General features: G+C 61.3%; 23 protein-coding genes. 22 read left to right on the forward strand and 1 reads right to left on the reverse strand.

Features of this window, described 5'->3' with window-relative positions; translation table 11 throughout:
• Positions 1 to 9: 9 nt before the first annotated feature.
• The 10 genes from ilvN to DBR44_RS11120 all read left to right on the forward strand — a co-directional run bounded on the left by ilvN (position 10) and on the right by DBR44_RS11120 (position 10,732).
• The gene (gene ilvN / locus DBR44_RS11075) at positions 10 to 501 is read left to right on the forward strand and encodes an acetolactate synthase small subunit (protein ID WP_059284698.1); all 492 of its coding nucleotides are present in this window, start codon (positions 10 to 12) and stop codon (positions 499 to 501) included.
• Between the two features lie 63 nt (positions 502 to 564).
• A complete protein-coding gene (ilvC, locus tag DBR44_RS11080; protein ID WP_124644116.1) occupies positions 565 to 1,581 on the forward strand; it encodes a ketol-acid reductoisomerase in 1,017 nt (338 codons plus the stop codon).
• A 229-nt stretch (positions 1,582 to 1,810) separates the two neighbouring features.
• Complete coding sequence (gene pssA, locus DBR44_RS11085; RefSeq protein ID WP_124644117.1) at positions 1,811 to 2,572, forward strand: CDP-diacylglycerol--serine O-phosphatidyltransferase; 762 nt, start codon at positions 1,811 to 1,813, stop codon at positions 2,570 to 2,572.
• Positions 2,573 to 2,872: 300 nt separating this feature from the next.
• Positions 2,873 to 4,669, forward strand: coding sequence for a 2-isopropylmalate synthase (locus tag DBR44_RS11090; RefSeq protein WP_124644118.1), 1,797 nt, complete (start codon positions 2,873 to 2,875; stop codon positions 4,667 to 4,669).
• 305 nt (positions 4,670 to 4,974) lie between these two features.
• Positions 4,975 to 5,604: a dethiobiotin synthase gene (bioD, locus tag DBR44_RS11095; RefSeq protein ID WP_124644119.1), complete on the forward strand. Its 630-nt coding sequence runs from the start codon at positions 4,975 to 4,977 to the stop codon at positions 5,602 to 5,604.
• Between the two features lie 748 nt (positions 5,605 to 6,352).
• Positions 6,353 to 7,489 (forward strand): cytochrome c oxidase subunit II, encoded by a 1,137-nt coding sequence (gene coxB / locus DBR44_RS11100; RefSeq protein WP_233578496.1) that lies wholly within the window; start codon positions 6,353 to 6,355, stop codon positions 7,487 to 7,489.
• Between the two features lie 10 nt (positions 7,490 to 7,499).
• On the forward strand, positions 7,500 to 9,125 hold the full coding sequence (ctaD, locus tag DBR44_RS11105; protein WP_124644120.1) for a cytochrome c oxidase subunit I: 1,626 nt from the start codon (positions 7,500 to 7,502) through the stop codon (positions 9,123 to 9,125).
• Between the two features lie 14 nt (positions 9,126 to 9,139).
• On the forward strand, positions 9,140 to 9,685 hold the full coding sequence (locus DBR44_RS11110; protein WP_124644121.1) for a cytochrome c oxidase assembly protein: 546 nt from the start codon (positions 9,140 to 9,142) through the stop codon (positions 9,683 to 9,685).
• The gene (locus DBR44_RS11115; protein WP_124644122.1) at positions 9,682 to 9,858 is read left to right on the forward strand and encodes a DUF2970 domain-containing protein; all 177 of its coding nucleotides are present in this window, start codon (positions 9,682 to 9,684) and stop codon (positions 9,856 to 9,858) included. Before DBR44_RS11110 ends, DBR44_RS11115 begins: the two co-directional genes overlap by 4 nt.
• Positions 9,859 to 9,868: 10 nt before the next feature.
• Complete coding sequence (locus DBR44_RS11120; RefSeq protein ID WP_124644123.1) at positions 9,869 to 10,732, forward strand: cytochrome c oxidase subunit 3; 864 nt, start codon at positions 9,869 to 9,871, stop codon at positions 10,730 to 10,732.
• 11 nt (positions 10,733 to 10,743) lie between these two features.
• Here DBR44_RS11120 and DBR44_RS11125 read toward each other — a convergent pair whose 3' ends face one another.
• On the reverse strand, positions 10,744 to 10,944 hold the full coding sequence (locus DBR44_RS11125; RefSeq protein WP_059284703.1) for a DUF2909 family protein: 201 nt from the start codon (positions 10,942 to 10,944) through the stop codon (positions 10,744 to 10,746).
• On the opposite strand from DBR44_RS11125, the gene DBR44_RS11130 reads away from it, so the two are divergent.
• The 12 genes from DBR44_RS11130 (at position 10,943) to hisA (ending at position 20,870) form a co-directional block, all read left to right on the forward strand.
• A complete protein-coding gene (locus DBR44_RS11130; RefSeq protein ID WP_255424584.1) occupies positions 10,943 to 11,662 on the forward strand; it encodes an SURF1 family cytochrome oxidase biogenesis protein in 720 nt (239 codons plus the stop codon). The two genes, DBR44_RS11125 and DBR44_RS11130, sit on opposite strands and share 2 nt — an antisense overlap.
• Positions 11,659 to 12,165, forward strand: a complete 507-nt coding sequence (locus tag DBR44_RS11135) for a hypothetical protein (RefSeq protein ID WP_124644125.1) — start codon at positions 11,659 to 11,661, stop codon at positions 12,163 to 12,165. The genes DBR44_RS11130 and DBR44_RS11135 overlap by 4 nt, the downstream gene beginning before the upstream one ends.
• Before the next feature lie 43 nt (positions 12,166 to 12,208).
• Positions 12,209 to 13,234 (forward strand): heme A synthase, encoded by a 1,026-nt coding sequence (locus tag DBR44_RS11140; RefSeq protein WP_124644126.1) that lies wholly within the window; start codon positions 12,209 to 12,211, stop codon positions 13,232 to 13,234.
• Between the two features lie 23 nt (positions 13,235 to 13,257).
• Complete coding sequence (cyoE, locus tag DBR44_RS11145; RefSeq protein ID WP_124644127.1) at positions 13,258 to 14,160, forward strand: heme o synthase; 903 nt, start codon at positions 13,258 to 13,260, stop codon at positions 14,158 to 14,160.
• Positions 14,160 to 14,750, forward strand: a complete 591-nt coding sequence (locus tag DBR44_RS11150; protein ID WP_124644128.1) for an SCO family protein — start codon at positions 14,160 to 14,162, stop codon at positions 14,748 to 14,750. The genes cyoE and DBR44_RS11150 overlap by 1 nt, the downstream gene beginning before the upstream one ends.
• Positions 14,751 to 14,796: 46 nt before the next feature.
• Entirely contained in the window at positions 14,797 to 15,561 is a 765-nt protein-coding gene (locus tag DBR44_RS11155) for a flagellar brake protein (RefSeq protein ID WP_233578502.1), read from the forward strand.
• Between the two features lie 40 nt (positions 15,562 to 15,601).
• A complete protein-coding gene (gene hisG, locus DBR44_RS11160; protein ID WP_124644129.1) occupies positions 15,602 to 16,243 on the forward strand; it encodes an ATP phosphoribosyltransferase in 642 nt (213 codons plus the stop codon).
• A 17-nt stretch (positions 16,244 to 16,260) separates the two neighbouring features.
• Entirely contained in the window at positions 16,261 to 17,553 is a 1,293-nt protein-coding gene (hisD, locus tag DBR44_RS11165) for a histidinol dehydrogenase (protein ID WP_124644130.1), read from the forward strand.
• A gap of 206 nt (positions 17,554 to 17,759) precedes the next feature.
• Complete coding sequence (gene hisC / locus DBR44_RS11170) at positions 17,760 to 18,830, forward strand: histidinol-phosphate transaminase (protein ID WP_124644158.1); 1,071 nt, start codon at positions 17,760 to 17,762, stop codon at positions 18,828 to 18,830.
• Between the two features lie 4 nt (positions 18,831 to 18,834).
• Positions 18,835 to 19,428, forward strand: coding sequence for an imidazoleglycerol-phosphate dehydratase HisB (gene hisB, locus DBR44_RS11175; protein WP_124644131.1), 594 nt, complete (start codon positions 18,835 to 18,837; stop codon positions 19,426 to 19,428).
• A 37-nt stretch (positions 19,429 to 19,465) separates the two neighbouring features.
• The gene (gene hisH, locus DBR44_RS11180) at positions 19,466 to 20,107 is read left to right on the forward strand and encodes an imidazole glycerol phosphate synthase subunit HisH (RefSeq protein WP_124644159.1); all 642 of its coding nucleotides are present in this window, start codon (positions 19,466 to 19,468) and stop codon (positions 20,105 to 20,107) included.
• A 19-nt stretch (positions 20,108 to 20,126) separates the two neighbouring features.
• Entirely contained in the window at positions 20,127 to 20,870 is a 744-nt protein-coding gene (gene hisA, locus DBR44_RS11185) for a 1-(5-phosphoribosyl)-5-[(5-phosphoribosylamino)methylideneamino]imidazole-4-carboxamide isomerase (protein ID WP_124644132.1), read from the forward strand.
• Positions 20,871 to 20,930: the final 60 nt, after the last annotated feature.

Raw genomic sequence — 20,930 nt, forward strand, 5'->3', positions numbered from 1 at the left:
GCGGACGGTATGAGACATATTCTTTCGATTTTGCTGGAAAACGAAGCGGGCGCACTGTCCCGCGTGGTAGGGCTGTTTTCTGCCCGGGCTTACAATATTGACTCACTGACGGTGTCGACTACCGAGGATCCGACACTGTCACGGATGACGATCGTCACGCATGGTTCCGACGAAGTCATCGAGCAGATCACCAAGCAGCTCAACAAGCTGATCGAGGTGGTCAAGGTGATAGACCTCAATGAATCCGAGCACATCGAACGCGAGATGATGCTGATCAAGGTGCGCGCTACCGGTAAAGACCGGGAGGAAATGAAGCGCATGGCGGATATTTTCCGCGGTCGCATCATTGATGTTACGGAAAAGACATACACCATCGAGCTGACTGGTACGAGCGACAAGCTGGGGGCTTTTATCGAGGCCATCGACCGCGCAGTGATCCTGGAAACGGTCCGTACTGGCGCATCCGGCATTGGCCGTGGTGAACGGGTTCTGAAAATCTGATATATCTATACATCTGACGGCGGGCCACAGCGGTGGCCGCCCGGATAACAAGGGACAAAGCAAATGAAAGTGTATTACGACAAGGACGCGGATCTTTCCATCATCAAGGGTAAGAAAGTCGCCATCATCGGCTACGGCTCACAAGGCCATGCTCACGCCCAGAACCTGAAAGAATCTGGCGTTGATGTGATCGTGGGTCTGCGCAAGGACGGCGCGTCCTGGAGCAAGGCCGAAGCTGCTGGCCACAAGGTGAAGGAAGTGGCCGAGGCAGTGAAGAAGGCCGATGTCGTGATGATTCTGCTGCCGGACGAATCGCAGCCGGACGTGTACCACAAGGAAATCGCCCCGAACATCAAGAAGGGCGCTGCGCTGGCTTTCGCTCACGGCTTCAACGTGCATTACAACCAGATCGTTCCGCGTGAAGACCTGGACGTGATCATGGTGGCTCCGAAAGGCCCGGGTCACACCGTGCGTTCCGAGTATGTGAAGGGTGGCGGCGTGCCGACCCTGATCGCCGTATATCAGGACAAGTCCGGCAAAGCCCGTGACGTGGCCCTGTCCTACGCTGCTGCCAACGGCGGCACCAAGGGTGGCGTGATCGAAACCAACTTCCGCGAAGAAACCGAAACCGACCTGTTCGGCGAACAGGCTGTACTGTGTGGTGGCGCGGTGGAACTGGTGAAGGCCGGCTTCGAAACCCTGACCGAAGCAGGCTATGCTCCGGAAATGGCTTACTTCGAATGCCTGCACGAACTGAAGCTGATCGTCGACCTGATGTACGAAGGCGGCATCGCCAACATGAACTACTCCATCTCCAATAACGCGGAGTATGGCGAGTACGTGACCGGCCCGGAAGTGGTGACCTCCGCCACCAAGGAAGCCATGAAGAAGGCGCTGTACCGCATCCAGTCTGGCGAATACGCCAAGATGTTCATCCTGGAAGGCAAGACCAACTATCCGAGCATGACTGCCCGCCGTCGCCTGACCGCCGATCATCCGATCGAAAAGGTTGGTGCCGAACTGCGTGCCATGATGCCCTGGATTGCCAAGAACAAACTGGTCGACCAGTCCAAGAACTGATTTCGAAGTCGGTCAGTGTGCCAAAGCCGGGGAACCCCGGCTTTTTTCATTGTTGCGTAGCGGTCACGCGTGTGACCGGGCCGGTGCTTTTGCTGCCGGGGCCGGCTTGGATTAAAATCACCGGCTCTGCGCGCATGCGCCCTTTGTCTAGATCGTCGACGTACTGACTGCCGGCCCGCGCCGGTATGTGCTCAGCGCCGTACCGATAGCTTCGTTTACGGATAACACCATGATCCATGACCCCGTTCCGGGTAAGCCGTCCCTGCGGCGGCAAGGTATTTACCTGCTGCCCAACTCTTTCACGCTGGCCGCCCTGTTTGCCGGCTTCTACGCCATCGTCCAGGCGATGAACCAGAATTTCGAGAATGCAGCCGTTGCCATTTTCCTGGCCATGATTCTGGATGGCATGGATGGCCGGGTGGCGCGGCTGACGCATAGCCAGAGTGCCTTTGGTGCCGAGTTTGACAGCCTGTCGGACATGGTGAGCTTTGGCGTGGCGCCTGCGCTGGTGGCCTATGAGTGGCTGCTGAAAGACATGGGCAAGCTGGGTTGGATGGTCGCCTTTATCCATTGTGCTGGCGCTGCGCTGCGGCTGGCACGCTTCAATACCATGATAGGCAGCACCGACAAGCGCTGGTTTACCGGCCTGCCCAGTCCGGCGGCGGCAGCGCTGGTGGCCGGGCTGGTGTGGATCTGTCATGCCTACGGCTATACCCGCTTGCCTGGCTTGAAATGGGTGTTGCTGGGCTTTACTGCGTTTGCTGGCATCACCATGGTGACCAATGTGAAGTTCTGGAGCTTCAAGGAAATCCATCTGCGTCGCCGGGTGCCGTTTGTCATGCTGCTGGCGCTGGTGGTGGGTTTGCTGTTGTTGATGTCAGAGCCGCCGCTGGTGCTGTTCGGCTTCTTTGTCTGCTATGCCCTGTCCGGCTATGTGCTGGCTGGCTGGAATCTGCTGCGACGCAAGCCGGCGGAGCTTGTCTCACCCTGATCGCCCTTGCCATGGAAAAGCCCCGCTCCTGCCCCGGTAGCTGCGGGGCTTTTTCTTGGTGTTTACAGTTTATTGGACATATTTGTCTGATATTGTCTGCGGACTAATTGGAAATGGCGCGAGCGTGATGGCTTTTTGATGCAGCGCCAAGCCTGTTTTTATGGGTTGATTAGACTTAGTGTCTAATAATTGCAAATTTGACACACGTTATGCGGCATTTTTTGCGGATGTTGCATTGCACGTTTGACGTTATGTCGTCTAATCGCTACATTGAATCAAAACTTGCTGCAGGAGCACAACATGCAATTGGACATTGAACGACTCATTGACGACCTGGGCGGCCCCGGAGCGGTGGCTGAAGGTCTGAGCCGGATTTTTCCCGATGAGCCGGTCAGCCGTGCAGCAATCTACAAATGGAGAGAACGCGGCAGCCTACCGCTGGCGCAGTTGAACAAGTTGGCGCAACTGGCGGCAAGCCAGGGCAAGAGATTCGATTTCAACGATTACCTGAACGCAGCCGGGACAGCAGCACAGGGACAAGGGAGAACATTCGACATGGGCGATCGTCTTTATATTTTTGATACCACCTTGCGTGATGGCGAACAGTCGCCGGGCGCTTCCATGACCAAGGAAGAAAAGATCCGCATCGCCCGCCAGCTGGAACGTCTGGGTGTTGATGTGATCGAGGCCGGCTTTGCCGCCGCCAGCCCGGGCGATGCAGATGCCATTCACGCCATTGCCGAGGTGATCAAGGATTCCACCGTCTGTAGCCTGGCTCGCGCCAACGAGCGCGATGTGCGTGCTGCTGGCGAAGCCATCAAGCCTGCCGCCCGTGGCCGCATCCATACCTTTATCGCCACCAGTCCCATCCATATGGAAAAGAAGCTGCGCATGACGCCGGACGAGGTGGTGGATGCTGCGGTGAAAGCGGTGAAGCTGGCGCGTGAATATACCGATGACGTCGAGTTTTCTGCCGAAGACGCCCTGCGTTCGGATATCGATTTCCTCGCCCGCATTTTTGGCGAAGTGATCAAGGCCGGTGCCACCACCCTCAACGTGCCGGATACCGTGGGCTATGCCGTACCGCGTGTTACCGAGGCTTTCTTCCGCGAATTGATCAGCAAGACCGAAGGCGGCGACAAGGTGATCTGGTCGGCGCATTGCCACAACGATCTGGGCATGGCCGTGGCCAACAGCCTGGCCGCGGTCTTGGGCGGTGCTCGCCAGGTGGAATGCACCATCAATGGCCTGGGCGAACGTGCCGGTAATGCCGCGCTGGAAGAAATCGTCATGGCAGTGCGTACCCGCAAGGACATTTTTGCGGTGGAAACCCGCGTCGATGCCACCCAGATCGTGCCGGCTTCCAAGCTGGTGTCCACGGTGACCGGCTATCCGGTGCAGCCGAACAAGGCCATTGTCGGTGCCAACGCCTTTGCCCACGAATCCGGCATTCATCAGGATGGCGTGCTCAAGCATCGCGAAACCTACGAAATCATGTCGGCAGAGAGCGTGGGCTGGAGTGCCAACCGCCTGACGCTGGGCAAATTGTCCGGTCGCAATGCCTTCAAGACCAAACTGACCGATCTGGGCATCGTGCTGGACAGCGAAGAAGCGCTCAACGCTGCCTTTGCCCGCTTCAAGGATCTGGCCGACCGCAAGCGTGAAATCTTCGACGAAGACCTGCACGCGCTGGTGTCGGACGAACTGGTGGCGACCTTGCAGGAAGACTACAAGTTCGTGTCGCTCAAGGTGAATACCGAAACCGGCGAAGCACCGCAGGCCGCCATCGTGTTTGTTGAGCATGGTGTGGAAAAACGCTGCGAATCCAGCGGCTCCGGCCCGGTGGATGCTGCGTTCAAGGCCATCGAAAGCACGGTCAACAGCCAGGCCGAACTGGAATTGTATTCGGTCAACGCCATTACCAAGGGGACCGAGTCGCAGGGCGAAGTCACCGTACGGCTGGCCAAGGATGGCCGCGTGGTGAATGGCCAGGGCGCGGATACCGATGTGATTGTCGCCAGTGCCAAGGCTTACCTGTCGGCGCTCAACAAGCTGAGCAACCGTCAGGAACGCGTCAAGGCGCAAGGCAATGTCTGATTAGCAATACCTGCCGGGCCTGTCCCGTGCTGATTTACCGTCTGCCGGATTTTCCCATCCCGTTCCCGGCAGGCGGCAAGGCAGCCACGGGCAAGCTCTGGCAAACCGGTTTCAGTCCACTCCGATATTGAAACCCAAGGCTCACAAGGCCGCATCCATACAGCCCAGGCTCACAAGGCCAGCGTGGCAGATCGCCGACCCAGGAGGTCGGCGTCGCTGCGCTGGCGGGCTGGCCCCCGGTTTCCCGCATTTCCCTTTCCCGCGCTATCATCCAGCCTGCTTCATTGATGCAAGGCACATTCACCATGGCTCAAGGCTTTTTCATTACCGGCACCGATACCGAAATCGGCAAAACCCACTCCGCCGTCGCCCTGCTGCGCCATTGGCAGGCACAGGGCCAGCGCGTATTGGCGATGAAACCGGTGGCCTCCGGCTGCGAGGTGCAGGCCGACGGTAGCTGGCTGAACGATGATGTGGCACGGCTGGTCGCGGTGACCGGCCAGCAGGATCTCGACCTGATGAACCCCTATCGCTTTTTGCCACCGATCTCGCCGCATATTGCCGCGCGCCAGGCCGGAGTAGAGATTGCGCTGGACACCATCGTCAGCCATTACCAGCAACTGGCGTCTCAGGCCGATACCATACTGGTGGAGGCCGCCGGTGGCTGGCTGGCCCCGCTGGCCGAGGGCCTGTATATGGAGGACATGGCGCGGGCGCTGCAATTGCCGGTGATTCTAGTGGTGGGCATGCGGCTGGGTTGCATCAACCATGCCTTGCTGACGGCGCGTGCCATTCAGGCATCCGGCTTGCAGCTGGCCGGCTGGGTGGCCAACCGGGTGGTGCCGCAGCAACTGGCCTATGCCGACAATCTGGCCACCCTGCAAGCGGCCATCGCTGCGCCCTTGTTGCTGGAACTACCCTACGCGCCAGCCTGACTGGCACGCTCAAGCACTGACTGAGTGCATGATTGAGGGGCAGGTTTTCCAACATGACCAGGCAGGCATGCCGGTGTGCTGTTTTTTCCCGTAGCAGTGGCTGCAGTGACTGACTGGCAAGCGGCTGGCTGCTTTTTTCTCTGCGCAGGCGGTGTGCAGCAAAGTCGGGCAGAACCAAGCTGAATTCCAGGGGAGAGCGCAGCAATGGCGGTGGCAGCTGCTGAAAATGCCGTGGCTGTAGCCGGCTGCTGCTGGTGAGCAGGACGCTGCCATCGGGCGCGGTGACGGCATGCTCCACCATACTGGCCTGTCCGGCCAGCAAGGCCGGACCGGGTGTTCAGAAAATGCCGATTGGCGCGGTATTGCGCGCGGCTGGCATGGGACATGCTGTGGGTTGCCGTGTGAACTGCTGACGTTTTAGAGCCACTGATAAAATCCCCGCTCCGGCGTTGCGCTTCCTTGGCGTACTGCTGGTACTGTCTGCGTCGGCGCGCCTTGGCCCGGGTCTTCTGCGAGGTGTTGTGAGTGGTTCTTCGCCAAAAGGGCTGTAGGCCCACCATCATTATTTGCCCCTTTATTCCAATTACCAATCCATGCGGATGGAATGATGGCTGCCTTTTGCATCGCATCATGAAAGATTCTTGTTTTTATCTGGGAGTGGCCTAGGATTTCAAGCAGTTGCTGATGATTGTTATTGTCAGCACTTGAAAAGGCTAGCGTCGCAGCCGGCTGGCCAGAGAGGGGGACCATGTCCTGCCGGTATATGTCGGGCAGTACCGCTGCCAGCAGCCTGCTCGCCAGCACAGCCATCCAGGCCCAGGTTGCGGCCATCAATCTGCAAGCCCCCGCCACTTCGCTTGCCCGTCTGGAATACGATCTGCACACCATGCTGCTGCTGGTCACCGGCGTCATCTTCCTGCTGGTGCTGGCCGTCATGCTGTATGCCATCGTGCGTCATCGCAAATCGGCCGGCCACGCGGCCAAGCTATTCCACGAGAACACCACGGTGGAAATCATCTGGACGGTCATCCCGCTGCTGATCCTGCTGCTGATTGCCTGGCCGGCGACCCAGGCGGTGCTGAACCAGAAAAGCACGCGTGGCGAGGAGCTGACCATCAAGATCACCGGCTATCAATGGAAGTGGCGCTACGACTATCTCGACGACAACTTCGGCTTCATCAGCCATCTGGCCACGCCGGCTGGTGCCATTGCCGGTACTGCGGCCAAACCGATGAATTATCTGCTGGAGGTGGACGAGCCACTGGTAGTGCCCACCGGGCGCAAGGTGCGGCTGCTGCTGACTGCCAACGATGTCATCCACTCCTGGTGGGTGCCGCAGCTGGGCATCAAGCAGGATGCCATTCCCGGTTTTCTGCGTGATGCCTGGTTTATGGTGGACAGGCCCGGCATCTATCGTGGCCAGTGTTCCGAGCTGTGCGGCAAGGATCACGGCTTCATGCCCATCGTGGTGGATGCGCGTAGCCCGCAGGACTATGCCCACTGGCGCGATGCGCGGCTGAAACAGGCGGCGGCCAGTGCCGACGACCCGGCACGGGTATGGACGCTGGCCGCGCTGCGCGAGCGCGGTGAGAAGGTGTATGGCCAGAACTGCATCCCCTGCCATCAGGCGAACGGCAAGGGCATACCTGGCAGTTTCCCGGCGCTGGATGGTTCGCCTGTCGTCAACGGCGACAAGGCCGGCCATATCAATATCGTACTCAATGGCAGCCAGAAAAACCCCGCCATGCAGGCCTGGGGCAAGCAATTGTCCGATACCGATATCGCGGCGGTCATCAGCTACGAGCGCAATGCCTGGGGCAATCACACCGGGCAGCTGGTGCAGCCGGCCGAAGTCAGGGCCGCCCGTGCCGGTGCACCATCCTGAGGAGGGCATCATGGCTATTGCCGGTCTTGCAGCTGTACCGCAGCAGTCACACCGGCCGCATGGCTGGCGGCGCTGGCTGTTTGCCACCAATCACAAGGACATCGGTTCGCTCTATCTGTGGTTTGCCTTCTGCATGTTTCTGGTGGGCGGCGTGCTGGCCTTGTGCATACGGGCCGAGCTGTTTCGTCCCGGCCTGCAGTTTTTCCAGCCGGAGCTGTTCAACCAGCTCACCACCCTGCATGGGCTGATCATGGTGTTCGGCGCCATCATGCCGGCCTTTACCGGCCTGGCCAACTGGATGCTGCCGCTGATGATAGGCGCGCCGGACATGGCGTTTGCCCGCATGAACAACTGGAGCTTCTGGCTGCTGCCACCGGCCATGGCCTTGCTGCTGCTGTCCTTTGTGGTGCCCGGCGGCGCGGCGGCGGCCGGCTGGACGCTGTATGCGCCCTTGTCCGTGCAGCTGGGCATGGGCATGGATCTGACCATTTTTGCCATCCACATCCTGGGGGTCAGTTCCATCATGGGGGCCATCAATATCGTGGTCACCATCATCAATCTGCGTGCGCCCGGCATGGGCATGATGAAGATGCCGATGTTTGCCTGGGCCAGCCTGATCACCGCCTACCTCATCATCGCGGTGATGCCGGTGCTGGCCGGCGCGGTCACCATGGTGCTGACCGACCGCCACTTCGGCACGCATTTCTTCAATGCCGCCGGCGGGGGCGATCCCATTCTGTACCAGCATGTGTTCTGGTTTTTCGGCCATCCCGAGGTCTACATCATGGCCTTGCCGGCCTTCGGCATTGTCAGTCAGGTGATTCCCACCTTTGCCCGCAAGCCGCTGTTTGGCTACACATCGATGGTGTATGCCACCAGCTCGATTGGCGTGCTGTCCTTCATGGTGTGGGCGCACCACATGTTTGTCACCGGCATGCCGGCTACGGCACAGCTGTTCTTCATGTACGCCACCATGCTGATTGCCGTGCCCACCGGGGTGAAGGTATTCAACTGGATAGCCACCATGTGGGAGGGCAGCATGAGCTTTGAAACCCCCATGCTGTTTGCCATCGGTTTCATCCTGCTGTTCACCATTGGCGGGCTGTCCGGCGTCACCCTCAGCGTGGCTGCGGTGGATGTGCAACTGCATGGCAGTTACTACGTGGTGGCGCATTTTCATTACGTGCTGGTGGCCGGAGCCTTGTTCAGCCTGTTTTCCGCCGTGTATTACTGGTTCCCCAAGATGACCGGCAAGATGTATAGCGAGCGCCTGGGGCGGCTGCATTTCTGGTGGTCGCTGCTGTGGTTCAACGTCACCTTCTTTCCCATGCATTTTCTTGGCCTGGCCGGCATGCCACGGCGCATTCCCGACTACGCACTGCAATTTACCCAATTCAACCAGATCGCCAGCGTCGGGGCCTTCATGTTCGGCCTGGGGCAGCTGATTTTCCTGGTGAACATTCTGTACTCGCTGCGCCATGGCAAAACGGCTGCCCAGCTGCCGTGGGAGGGGGGCAATACCCTGGAGTGGCGGCTGCCGACGCCGGCGCCGTATCACAGCTTCAGTGAAGCCCCGCAGCTGGACGTGGCAGAAAACGGCGTGGTGGTCGCCATGCAGGGCGGCAAGCACGGCTAACGCGGGAGACCACCATGGCCAGCGGTATGCAGGCAGCCAATCTCACCCTGTTGCGCAGGCTGTTGCTGCTGGTGCTGTTGATGTTCGGTTTTGCCTGGGGGCTGGTGCCGCTGTACCGGGTGATTTGTGAGGTGACCGGCTTGAACCGGGTGGTGGCGGCCGATGCCTTGCCGGGCAGGGATGCGGCGCAGCTTGCAGCACGGCCGGTGGGGCTGCAACTGGACGCCATGGTGCAGCCTGGCCTGCCCTGGCAGGTAAGGCCGCTGCAATCACGGCTACAGGTGAAAACCGGGCAGTTCATCCAGTTGCAATACGAGCTGCGCAATAACAGCCAGCAGCGGGTGGTGGGGCAGGCGATTCCGCGCTATCTGCCGGCCGAGGCTGCTACTTATGTCAAGAAGCTGGAGTGCTTCTGTTTTCGCCAACAGGTGTTTCTGCCTGGCGAGACGCGGCGTTTCCCGGTGGTGCTGGTGATAGACCGGACACTGCCGGCCGCGATAGACAGCATCACCCTGTCGTACAGCGTGTTCGATGTACCGCAGGGGGAGGGCAGGCCATGAGCTGGTGGCGTGGTGTGCTGGCGGTACTGGCAGCTTTTGTCGGTATCCGCCGGCAGCAGGCGGCACAGCAGGACGGACGTTTGCGGCCGCTGCAGCTGATTACCACTGCCTTGTTGCTGGTGGCGGCGCTGATCAGCGTGCTGCTGCTACTGGTGAACTGGATAAGCCATTGAGGAGAACATCATGGCGCTACTGGATGAGCATGGGCCGGCGCACTATTTCGTCCCCGCACCATCGCGCTGGCCGGTGCTGGGCGCCGTGGCATTGTTCTGCCTGGGACTGGGGGCGGCGTTTGCCGTCAACGGCATGCTGCTGGGCTGGTGGGTGCTGGCGCTGGGTGGGCTGATCCTGCTGCGCATGTTGTTTGGCTGGTTTGGCGATGTCATCGGTGAGAGCGTGGGCGGCCGCTATCACGGGCAGGAGGCGCTGTCCTTCCGCTGGGGCATGGGCTGGTTCATTTTCTCGGAAGTCATGCTGTTTGGCGCATTCTTTGCGGCGCTGTTCTGGGTGCGCCAGGTGGCGCTGCCGACGCTGGGCAGCCTGGATTACAAATTGCTCTATCCGGATTTTTCCGCCAGCTGGCCGCTGCTGACCGCCCCGTCACCGGGGCCGGCTTATCAGGCCATGGAAGCCTGGGGGCTGCCGGCGCTCAATACGCTGATCCTGCTGTCTTCTGCGGTCAGCCTGACCTGGGCGCACTGGGGCCTGCTACTGGAGCGACGGGCACAACTGAAGCTGGGCCTGCTCATCACCATCGTGCTGGGACTGATTTTTCTCTGTCTGCAGGCCATCGAATACCACCATGCCTGGACGGCACAGCAGCTGACCTTGTCAGCGGGGGGCTACGGCATGACCTTCTACATGCTGACCGGCCTGCACGGCCTGCATGTCTTGCTGGGTAGTGCCATCCTGCTGGTGGTGTGGTTACGGGTGCTGCGCGGGCACTTCGACCAGCAACACCATTTCGCCTTCGAGGCCGCGGCCTGGTATTGGCATTTTGTCGATGTGGTGTGGTTGTTGCTGTTTGTCTTTGTCTACTGCCTGTAGATGCAGCCAGCCTAGCTGGGCTGATGGGGACGCCACCAGCCAAACAGCACACCCAGCAACAGCAGGATGAACAGACCAATGGACAAGCCCAGCCGCAAGGTCAGCGAACGGATCAGCCGCTGCGAACCGGACTCGGCCTTGAGCAGGCCGGATAGCCCCCAGAACAGGGCCAGCACGATGCAGGCAAGCAAAAAGACGATGACGATTTTCATGGCTGAGCCCTCCGGTGCTGCTGTGCCTGCAAAAACATGCTTTCAGTCTAGTGGCAAAAAGCGCAATCGTGGGCTTCTGTTGCTATGTGTGTTGTTACCTTTTGTATTGGCCTGCTGGCAGGGGCTGCGCGGCATGGACGCATGGCAGCGCGAACAGGCGCTGGCACAGGCCGCCAGCCAGCCGGCGCAGTCGTGGTCCGCTGTGCCACTGGCCCAGGCCCCGGACTATTCCCGCCACAGCATGGCTGGGGTCCGCCCGCTGGGGGCGGTGATCCTGCTGGCCAACAGCCTGCTGGACGAGCAGCCGGGAGCAAGGCTGCTGCTGCCGGTACGGCTGGCGGATGACAGCATGCTGCTGCTCGACCTGGGCTGGCTGGCCGATTCCCGGCCGCAACCCTCCTTGTCGCTGCCACCGCTGTTGCGCGGGCAGTGGCTGCCGTGGCATGCGCGCTGGACCTTGCCCGGCGCGCAGTCGGGCATTGCCGGCCGGGTGGATCAGGTGGCCGTGGCGGCTTTGCCGCAGGCGTATCCGGGCCGCTGGCGGCAGGGGGTGCTGGTGTTGCAGCCAGCACTGCCCGGTTTGCAGGCGTGGCCGCTGCAGCCAGCACTGTCGGCACAGCGACATTTTGCCTATGCCCTGCAATGGGCGGTGCTGGCGCTATGCCTGCTGCTCTTGCTGCGGCCATGGCAATGGCCAGGGCGATGGAGGGTGCGATGAATACGGGACGCTACAGCCGGCTGGTGTTGCTGCTGATCTTGCTACTCTGCCTGCTGCCCCTGCTGGCGGCCTGGTTCAGCTATCACTACTGGCCGCCGGCAGGGGGTAAAAGCGCCGGGGAACTGCTGCCGACCCAGTCCTTTGCCGCCGCCAGCCGCGCAGACTGGCCCGGCAAGCAGTGGGTGCTGGTCAGCCAGTTTCAGGGCCGTTGCGAGCAGGCATGTCAGCAGCGTCTGTTCACCATGCGGCAGATCCATCTGGCCCAGGGTGAGGCCGCCAGCCGCTTGCGCCGGGTGCTGTTGTACAGCGCCGCCGCACCGGCAGCGGCAGAGGGTTTCGTGCAGCTGGCCGTGGCGACCAACCGCTTGCCGGTCAGAGCCGATGGTTTTTACCTGATCGACCCCTTGGGCAACCAGGTGCTGTTTTACCCGGACGGGCTGCGGCCGGACAAGATCATCAAGGAAGTACAGCAGCTGATGAAGGTAAACAACGGCTTGGGATGATGCCGTACAGCCGCCGGCTGTGGCCGGCAGCAAGGAGGCCGCAATGAGGAAACTGGCCTGGCTGGCCCTGTTGCTGGCCTGTGTGGTGCTGCCGCTGGGGGCTTATGTGCGTTTGTCCGATGCTGGCCTCGGCTGCCCGGACTGGCCGGGTTGTTACGGCCGGCTCAGCCCGGCGCATGCTGCCGTGGCCATCGAGCAGGCCATGCAGTTGCAGCCGGATGGCCCGGTCAGTCCCGACAAGGCCTGGAAGGAAATGCTGCATCGCTATCTGGCGGGCAGTCTGGGGCTGTTGATCCTGTGGCAGGCGCTGCAGGCTTGGCGCAGCGGCCGGCAGCAGCGTGTCGCTGGCTTGCTGCTGCTGCTGTTGGCCTTGCAGGCGGGCTTGGGCATGTTGACGGTCACCATGCGGCTGCAGCCGCTGGTGGTCACCGCCCATCTGTTGCTGGGCATGAGCCTGCTGGCCTTGTTGCTGTGGCAGGCCGTTGGCAGCCACTGGCCGGGTGTGCGGGTGACGGCGGGCCAGCGCAGGCTGGCGTGGCTGTGGCTGCTCGTGCTGGCGGGGCAGATTGCGCTGGGTGGCTGGGTGTCGTCCCATCAGGCGGCCCTGGCCTGCCAGGGCTTTCCCGGCTGCAACGGCAGCGGGTGGCCACTATCGTCGCTTGCTGACGCCTTTGTATTGCGGAGCGGGGCCTTGCCCATGGCCAGCCTGGTAGCCATGCACTGGCTGCACCGGCTGGGTGCACTACTGGTGACGCTGGTGCTGGGCCTGCTGTGCTGGCGCTTGTGGTCTTGCCCCGGCCTGCGCCAACAGCTGCGGCTGCTCATGGCGCTTGCTCTGCTGCAACTGCTGCTGGGCGTAGCCAATGTGTTGTGGCTGCACCCCTTGCCGCTGGCGCTGGCCCATCATGTCGGGGCCATGCTGCTGCTGGCGAGCAGCTGCATCCTGCTGTGCCGCCTGCCAGTGCCGGAGGCCGGCTATCGTCCGCTGCGAAAGAGCTGGCTGGGCTGGCAGAGCCACAGCAGGCCAGGCCAAGCCTGGCGCGGCGGCATGCTGTCGCGCCGACTGTGAAACGGGCGAGAGGGAGCACGGCCATGTCTGCCAGTATCAGATTGCAAGCGGGATGGGCGCATGCGTGGGCCATGCTGCAACTGGCCAAACCGCGCGTGGTGGCGCTGATCGTGTTCTGTGCCGTGATCGGCATGTTGCTGTCGCAGCCAGCGCTGCCGGCGCTGCGGCTGCTATTGCCGGCTACCTTGGGTATTGCGCTGATGGCTGGCGCGGCGGCGATGCTCAACTGCCTGCTGGAGCGTGCGCTGGATGCCCGCATGCTGCGTACCGCCTGGCGTGCCACGGCGCGGGGCAGCGCCGGGCGCGGTGAAACCCTGCTGCTGGCCTTGCTGCTGGGCGGCGGTGGCATGCTGCTGCTGTGGGGCTGGGTCAATGCACTGACCGCTTGGCTGACGCTGGCCACCCTCTTGGCCTATGCACTGGTGTATACCCTGCTGCTGAAACCGTACACACCGCAAAACATCGTCATCGGTGGCATCAGCGGGGCCATGCCGCCACTGCTGGGCTGGACGGCGATGACCGGGCAGGTCAGCCCGCATGCGCTGTTGCTGCTGTTGATCATCTACACCTGGACACCGCCGCACTTCTGGGCGCTGGCGCTGTACCGGCGTGCCGACTACGCCCGCGCCGGCCTGCCCATGCTGCCGCTGACGCATGGCCAAGGTTTCACCACCTTGTCCATTCTGCTGTACACCCTGCTGCTGACTGCGGTCACCCTGTTGCCGGTGGCGCTGGGCGTGGCCGGCTGGCTGTATCTGCTGGCTGCGCTGGCACTGGACGGACGCTTCTTGTTTCTTGCTGTGCAACTGCATCGTCAGTATGCTGACGCCTTGGCTCGCCGCACCTTTTCCTGGTCGATCTGGTATCTGACCTGGCTGTTTGCCGCGATGCTGTCCGATCATTACTGTCTGCTACCGGTTTCCTGATGCGCCATCTGCTACGTTTGCTTTCCCTGTTCATGCTGTTTGCCGCACTGGCTGCCTGCGCGCCGCCGGCGGCCCCCAAGCTGGATCTCAAAGGCACGGACATGAGCGATACCCAGCTGGGCGGCGATTTCAGCCTGACCGACCACCTGGGCCAGCCGCGCAAGCTGTCCGACTTCTCCGGCAAGGTGGTCGCGCTGTTCTTCGGCTATACCCATTGTCCGGATGTCTGCCCCACCACCATGCTGGAATACGCCACAGTCATGAAAAAGCTGGGGCCGGACGCTGACAAGGTGCAGGTATTGTTTGTCACGGTCGACCCGGAGCGCGATACCACGGCGGTACTGGCCGGCTATGTGCCGCACTTCGACTCCCGTTTTGTCGGCCTCACCGGCAGCGCGGCGCAGATCGAGCAGGTCAAATCAGCCTACAAGGTGGTGGCGCAGAAAGTGGCCGTGCCGGGTGGCGCTTACACGGTAGACCACAGTGCCGGCTCCTATCTGTTCGACAAAAGCGGAAAATTACGGGTTTATGAGGCTTATGCCACGCCGGCAGACAGCCTGACTCATGATATTCGTCAGCTGTTACGCTAGAATTCAGGCAATCATCCATCTTTGACTGCGGAAAGAAGCGCCCATCGTGAGCGAAGACAACAACCCCGGTATGCTGCACAGCGACCATGCCCAGCCCGATATGACCAGGTATATCCTGGCCACCCCGGTTGAGGTCGTGCATCATCTGGCGTCTATCGCCAGGTCCGGGCATATGGTGACGGTGTTTTCCAACAAGGGAAAAACCTTCATTCTCACCCGCTTTCTGGAGGTGGATGCCAAGCGTGGCGTGTTGTTGCTCGACTGGGGGGCTGATCCGGCCACCAATGAACAACTGCTCGCCAGCGAACGCAATGTGTTTGTCTGCTCGCCGGACGGGGTCAAGACCCAGTTTGTTACCACCGCTGCCCGCAAGGTGATGCTGGACAGCGGCCCGGCCTTCGAAGTGGACCTGCCCGAGCAGGTGATCAAGCTGCAGCGGCGCGAGTTTTTCCGCATCCAGACCCCGGTCAGCAATCCGGTCAGCTGCCATATTGCCGATTACCCCGGCCGGCCGCTGGATCTGGTGCTGTTCGACATCAGCCTGGGTGGCTGCAGCCTGTGGCTGCCGGCAGCGCATGCGCCCGGTTTTGATCTGGGCCAGAAATACCAGAATTGTTCATTCGAATTGAAACCGCTGGGCAGTTTGCGGGTGGGCATCGAAATCCGCCACCGCCTGACCACCCAGCTGCGCAACGGCAATGAAGCCGTCCGTGCCGGTTGCGCCTTTCTCAATATGACTCCGTCGTCGGAAACGCTGGTGCAGCGTTATGTCGGCCAGCTGGAGCGCGAACGGCGCGCCCTGGTCGGCTGATGACGGTTTCCCTTCTTTTCCCTATTGCCTGCTTAATATCATGACCCTGACTATTGCCCTGTCCAAAGGGCGCATCTTTGAAGAAACCCTGCCCCTGCTGGCTGCCGCCGGCATTGTTCCGGCGGAAGATCCGGAATCCTCGCGCAAGCTCATTATCGGCACCAACCATGAAGACGTGCGGCTGGTGATTGTAAGAGCCTCCGATGTCCCCACCTATGTACAGTACGGCGCTGCCGATCTGGGCATCGCCGGCCGCGATGTGCTGATCGAACACGGCGGTGATGGCCTGTACCAGCCGCTGGACCTGAATATCGCCAAGTGCAAGATGATGGTGGCAGTGGAAAACGGCTTCGACTACCAGAACGCCGTGCGCCAGGGCGCCCGACTGAAAATCGCCACCAAGTATCCCAAGATTGCGCGCGAGCATTTTGCCGCCAAGGGTGTGCATGTGGACATCATCAAGCTGTATGGCTCGATGGAGCTGGCACCGCTGGTGGGCCTGGCCGATGCCATCGTCGATCTGGTGTCCACCGGTGGCACGCTGCGCGCCAATAATCTGGTTGCCGTCGAACATATCATCGACATCAGCTCGCGGCTGGTGGTGAATCAGGCTGCGCTCAAACTCAAATACGACCGCATCCAGCCGGTGCTGGATGCCTTTGCCTCTGCCGTGCCGGCATAAGGCAGGAACGGAATCCCATGCTGAAACTGTCTTCTACCCAAGCTGATTTCCAGCAGCAATTGCAAGCCCTGCTGGCTTTTGAAACCGCGCAGGACCCGGCGGTGGACAGCGCAGTTGCCGCCATCTGTGATGATGTCAAGGCGCGTGGCGATGCTGCCGTGCTGGAGTACACCAACCGCTTCGACCGCATGCAGGCCACCTCCATGGCCGATCTCACCCTGTCGCGCGAACAGCTGGAAGCCGCCTGGCACCGTTTGCCGGCCGAGGTGCAACAGGCGCTGAGCGCGGCTGCCGAACGCGTGCGCCGTTACCACGAGAAGCAGCTGGCCCACTCCTGGAGCTACGAAGACGAAGACGGCACGCTGCTGGGTCAGCAGGTGACGCCGCTGGACCGCGTCGGCATCTATGTGCCCGGTGGCAAGGCCGCCTATCCCAGTTCGGTGCTGATGAATGCCATGCCGGCCAAAGTGGCTGGCGTGGGCGAAATCATCATGGTAGTGCCCACCCCGCAGGGCGAGCGCAATGACCTGGTGCTGGCTGCCGCCTTCATCGCCGGGGTGGACAAGGTGTTCACCTGTGGCGGCGCGCAGGCCGTGGCGGCCCTGGCCTATGGCACGGCCACCATTCCGCAGGTGGACAAGATTACCGGTCCGGGCAATGCCTATGTCGCCGCTGCCAAGCGCCGGGTATTTGGCGTGGTGGGCATCGACATGGTGGCCGGCCCGTCCGAGATTCTGGTGATCTGCGATGGCAACACCCCGGCCGACTGGATCGCCATGGACCTGTTCAGCCAGGCCGAGCACGACGAAATCGCCCAGGCCATCCTGCTGTGTCCGTCGGCCGAGTACATTGCCGAAGTGGAAGCCAGCATCGAAAAGCTGCTGCCGACCATGCCGCGTCGCGCCATCATCGAAGCCAGCCTGGGCAACCGTGGTGCGCTGATCCAGGTGCGCGATCTGGCCGAAGCCTGCGAGATTGCCAACTACATCGCGCCGGAACATCTGGAATTGTCGGTCAGCGAGCCGGAACAGCAACTGCCGCTGTTGCGCCACGCCGGTGCCATCTTCATGGGCCGCTTTACCTCGGAAAGCCTGGGCGACTACTGTGCCGGCCCCAACCATGTGTTGCCGACCAGCCGCACGGCGCGTTTTGCCAGCCCGCTGGGGGTGTACGACTTCCAGAAGCGCTCCAGCCTGATCCGTGTTTCTGCGGCAGGAGCACAGAAGCTGGGCAAGATCGCCAGCGTACTGGCGCATGGCGAAGGCCTGACCGCCCACGCCCGCGCCGCCGAGCTGCGTCTGGAGCCCTGAGGCTGCCAGATTATCCTGCTGCGCACATGGCCAGACAGCGTCTGGCCATGTTTTTGCCGGCCCCGCCGCCGGATCCGCGTGGCATGGCCGGGTAGCCCAAACGGGCCGAACACGGTAGGATAGCCCCCTGCTGCGTTGTCCCGACAACGCCCCCTGTTGACCTGCATGGCTGGCCCGGTCGCCATGACCGCTACAGCCCCATCGTGATGACATTGACTGCCAAGCAACTGGTCCGTCCGGAAATAACCGGAATCAAGGCCTACCATGTATCTGATGCCGCCGGCCTGCTCAAGCTGGACGCCATGGAAAACCCCTATGCCTTGCCGGCCGCACTGCGCGCCGAACTGGGGCAATGCCTGGCCGATGTCGCCATCAACCGCTATCCCGACCCGCATGGCGGCGGCCTCAAGGACGAACTCAAGGCTGCGTTTGACATCCCAGCCGCCGCCAGCGTGCTGCTGGGCAATGGCTCGGACGAAATCATTACCCTGATCAGCCAGGCGCTGGCCCGGCCCGGCGCGGTGATGCTGGCGCTGGAGCCGTCCTTCGTCATGTACCGCATGAATGCGCTGTTCTCCGGCTTGCAGTACGTGGGTGTACCGCTGCATGCCGATTTCAGCCTTGATCTGCCGGCCCTGCTGGCGGCGATTGCCAGCCAGCAGCCGGCGGTGGTGTTCCTGTCCTACCCGAATAATCCTACCGGCCCCCAATTTGCCCGCGAGCAAGTGCTGGCCGTGCTGGATGCAGCGCCGGGCCTGGTGGTGGTGGATGAGGCCTATCAGGCTTTTGCCAGCGACAGCCTGATGGATCTGGCGGGCAGCCGGCCGAATCTGCTGGTCATGCGCACCCTGTCCAAGCTGGGCCTGGCCGGCCTGCGCCTGGGTTATGCTGCCGGTCCTGCCGAATGGATGGACGAGCTGGACAAGGTGCGCCCGCCCTACAACATCAATGTGCTGACCCAGGCCGCCGCCCGTTTCGCGCTGCGCCACCTGGATGTGTTCATGCAGCAGGCGCAAACCCTGCGCGACGAACGCCAGCGCCTGTTGCAGGCCCTGCGCCAGTTTGCAGCGACTACCGTTTTTGATTCGCAAGCCAATTTCATCACGCTACGGGTGCCGGATGCCGGTCAGCTGTTTGCATGGCTGAAGAAAAATGGCATCCTGATCAAGAACTTGCATGGCAGCCACCCGCTGCTCGACAACTGCCTGCGCCTGACGGTGGGCAGCCCGGAAGAAAACACGGCCGTGCTTGCCGCACTGGACCGCTACTTTGCCTGAAATCATGAGAACCGCATCCGTTACCCGCAATACCCTGGAAACCCAGATCACCGTCACCATCAATCTGGATGGTAATGGCCGCAGCCATTTTGATACCGGCGTGCCTTTTCTCGACCACATGATGGACCAGATCGCCCGCCACGGCCTGATCGACCTGGACATCGTCGCCAAGGGTGATTTGCACATCGATGCCCACCACACGGTGGAAGACATCGGCATCACGCTGGGCCAGGCCTTTGCCAAGGCCATTGGTGACAAAAAAGGCATCCGCCGTTACGGCCATGCCTATGTGCCGCTGGACGAAGCGCTCAGCCGCGTGGTGATCGACCTCTCCGGCCGTCCCGGCCTGGTGTACAACGTTGATTACACCCGCGCCAGCATCGGCCAGTTTGATGTCGATCTGTTCTCCGAGTTTTTCCATGGTTTCATCAACCACAGCATGGTGACGCTGCATATCGACAATCTGCGCGGTGTGAACAGCCATCACCAGGCCGAAACCATCTTCAAGGCCTTTGGCCGCGCACTGCGCATGGCCTGTGAAGTGGACGAACGCATGGGTGGTGCCACACCGTCCACCAAGGGCACGCTGACGGCCTGAGCCGCAGGCCATCTCCACCGGAACAGTTAGGGGCATGATGAAAGTCGCAGTAATCGACTATGGCATGGGCAATCTGCACTCGGTGCTCAAGTCCATCCAGGCAGTCAATGAAACCGGGGCGGATATTTTCCTCAGCCGCGACCCGGAAGCCATCGTCAAGGCGGACAAGGTGGTGTTTCCCGGCCAGGGTGCCATGCCGGACTGCATGCGCGAGCTGAACAGCTACGGTCTGGCCGAGGCCGTACGTGAAACCACGCAGACCAAGCCGTTTTTTGGCATCTGCGTGGGTGCCCAGTTGCTTTTCCAGCACAGTGAAGAAGGCGATACCCCCGGACTTGGCTTGTTTCCGGGCAATGTGGTCCGCTTTTCGGCTAACCTGACAGACGCCGCTGGCGAGCGCCTCAAGGTGCCGCACATGGGCTGGAACCGTGTTTACCAGACCGTATCCCATCCGCTGTTTGCCGGGATCGAGGATGGCGAGCGTTTCTATTTTGTCCATAGTTACCACTTCGCCCCGGCCGATGCGGCGCTGACGCTGGCGGAAAGTGAGTACCCGGACAGGTTTTCCTGTATCGTCGGGCGTGGCAATATCTTTGCGACGCAATTTCATACCGAAAAGAGCCACCGTGCCGGACTTCAGATGATGAAGAACTTCCTGGCATGGGACGGCAGTGTTTAACTTACGTTGATCTAGCACCATGCTGCTTATACCCGCTATCGACCTCAAGGATGGTCAATGCGTACGCCTGAAACAAGGCGTTATGGACGATGCCACCGTGTTTTCTGACGATCCGGTCAAGGTGGCCACTCACTGGCGAGACCAGGGAGCCCGTCGTCTGCATCTGGTTGACCTGAACGGTGCCTTTGCCGGCAAACCCAAGAACCTGAACATCATCCGCTCGATTCTGCAGGAAGTGGGCGATGACATGCCGGTTCAGCTGGGTGGCGGCATTCGCGATCTGGACACCATCGAAAAATACCTCGACATGGGCCTGGCCTACGTCATCATCGGGACGGCGGCGGTGAAAACCCCCGGCTTCCTGCATGATGCCTGCGATGCTTTCCCCGGTCAGGTGATTGTCGGCCTGGATGCCAAGGATGGCATGGTCGCCATCGATGGCTGGGCCAAGATCACCAATCACAATGTGATTGACCTAGCCAAGCGCTTCGAGGACTACGGCGTCAATTCGGTGATCTACACCGACATCGGCCGCGACGGCATGATGAACGGCGTCAATATCGAAGCCACCGTCAAGCTGGCACAGGCACTCACCATTCCGGTCGTCGCCTCTGGCGGCCTGACCAATCTGGATGATGTGCGCAATCTGTGTGCGGTGGAAGACGAAGGCATCGAAGGTGCCATTACCGGACGGGCCATCTACGAGGGCAGCATCGACTTCGCTGCCGCGCAGACGCTGGCCGACGAACTGTCCGGGGCCTGATCCTGCCTTAAACCCCAGCTTGGCCGAAGATTCTTCGGCCAAGCTTTTTTTGTGTCGTGA

This window comes from Aquitalea sp. FJL05, from assembly GCF_003852595.1.
In the GTDB taxonomy this organism is placed as follows: domain Bacteria; phylum Pseudomonadota; class Gammaproteobacteria; order Burkholderiales; family Chromobacteriaceae; genus Aquitalea; species Aquitalea aquatilis.

What these genes read in the sequence shown, in the direction of transcription:
- cyoE (WP_124644127.1), top strand. Translation starts at nt 13,258, where the DNA reads ATGTCTGCCAGTATCAGATTGCAAGCGGGATGGGCGCATGCGTGGGCC.
- DBR44_RS11110 (WP_124644121.1), top strand. Translation starts at nt 9,140, where the DNA reads ATGGCCAGCGGTATGCAGGCAGCCAATCTCACCCTGTTGCGCAGGCTG.
- DBR44_RS11150 (WP_124644128.1), top strand. Translation starts at nt 14,160, where the DNA reads ATGCGCCATCTGCTACGTTTGCTTTCCCTGTTCATGCTGTTTGCCGCA.
- DBR44_RS11090 (WP_124644118.1), top strand. Translation starts at nt 2,873, where the DNA reads ATGCAATTGGACATTGAACGACTCATTGACGACCTGGGCGGCCCCGGA.
- DBR44_RS11140 (WP_124644126.1), top strand. Translation starts at nt 12,209, where the DNA reads ATGAGGAAACTGGCCTGGCTGGCCCTGTTGCTGGCCTGTGTGGTGCTG.
- hisG (WP_124644129.1), top strand. Translation starts at nt 15,602, where the DNA reads ATGACCCTGACTATTGCCCTGTCCAAAGGGCGCATCTTTGAAGAAACC.
- hisD (WP_124644130.1), top strand. Translation starts at nt 16,261, where the DNA reads ATGCTGAAACTGTCTTCTACCCAAGCTGATTTCCAGCAGCAATTGCAA.
- bioD (WP_124644119.1), top strand. Translation starts at nt 4,975, where the DNA reads ATGGCTCAAGGCTTTTTCATTACCGGCACCGATACCGAAATCGGCAAA.
- DBR44_RS11120 (WP_124644123.1), top strand. Translation starts at nt 9,869, where the DNA reads ATGGCGCTACTGGATGAGCATGGGCCGGCGCACTATTTCGTCCCCGCA.
- hisB (WP_124644131.1), top strand. Translation starts at nt 18,835, where the DNA reads ATGAGAACCGCATCCGTTACCCGCAATACCCTGGAAACCCAGATCACC.
- coxB (WP_233578496.1), top strand. Translation starts at nt 6,353, where the DNA reads ATGTCCTGCCGGTATATGTCGGGCAGTACCGCTGCCAGCAGCCTGCTC.
- hisH (WP_124644159.1), top strand. Translation starts at nt 19,466, where the DNA reads ATGAAAGTCGCAGTAATCGACTATGGCATGGGCAATCTGCACTCGGTG.
- hisA (WP_124644132.1), top strand. Translation starts at nt 20,127, where the DNA reads ATGCTGCTTATACCCGCTATCGACCTCAAGGATGGTCAATGCGTACGC.
- DBR44_RS11135 (WP_124644125.1), top strand. Translation starts at nt 11,659, where the DNA reads ATGAATACGGGACGCTACAGCCGGCTGGTGTTGCTGCTGATCTTGCTA.
- pssA (WP_124644117.1), top strand. Translation starts at nt 1,811, where the DNA reads ATGATCCATGACCCCGTTCCGGGTAAGCCGTCCCTGCGGCGGCAAGGT.
- DBR44_RS11115 (WP_124644122.1), top strand. Translation starts at nt 9,682, where the DNA reads ATGAGCTGGTGGCGTGGTGTGCTGGCGGTACTGGCAGCTTTTGTCGGT.
- hisC (WP_124644158.1), top strand. Translation starts at nt 17,760, where the DNA reads ATGACATTGACTGCCAAGCAACTGGTCCGTCCGGAAATAACCGGAATC.
- ctaD (WP_124644120.1), top strand. Translation starts at nt 7,500, where the DNA reads ATGGCTATTGCCGGTCTTGCAGCTGTACCGCAGCAGTCACACCGGCCG.
- DBR44_RS11125 (WP_059284703.1), bottom strand. Translation starts at nt 10,944, where the DNA reads ATGAAAATCGTCATCGTCTTTTTGCTTGCCTGCATCGTGCTGGCCCTG.
- ilvN (WP_059284698.1), top strand. Translation starts at nt 10, where the DNA reads ATGAGACATATTCTTTCGATTTTGCTGGAAAACGAAGCGGGCGCACTG.
- ilvC (WP_124644116.1), top strand. Translation starts at nt 565, where the DNA reads ATGAAAGTGTATTACGACAAGGACGCGGATCTTTCCATCATCAAGGGT.
- DBR44_RS11130 (WP_255424584.1), top strand. Translation starts at nt 10,943, where the DNA reads ATGGCTGAGCCCTCCGGTGCTGCTGTGCCTGCAAAAACATGCTTTCAG.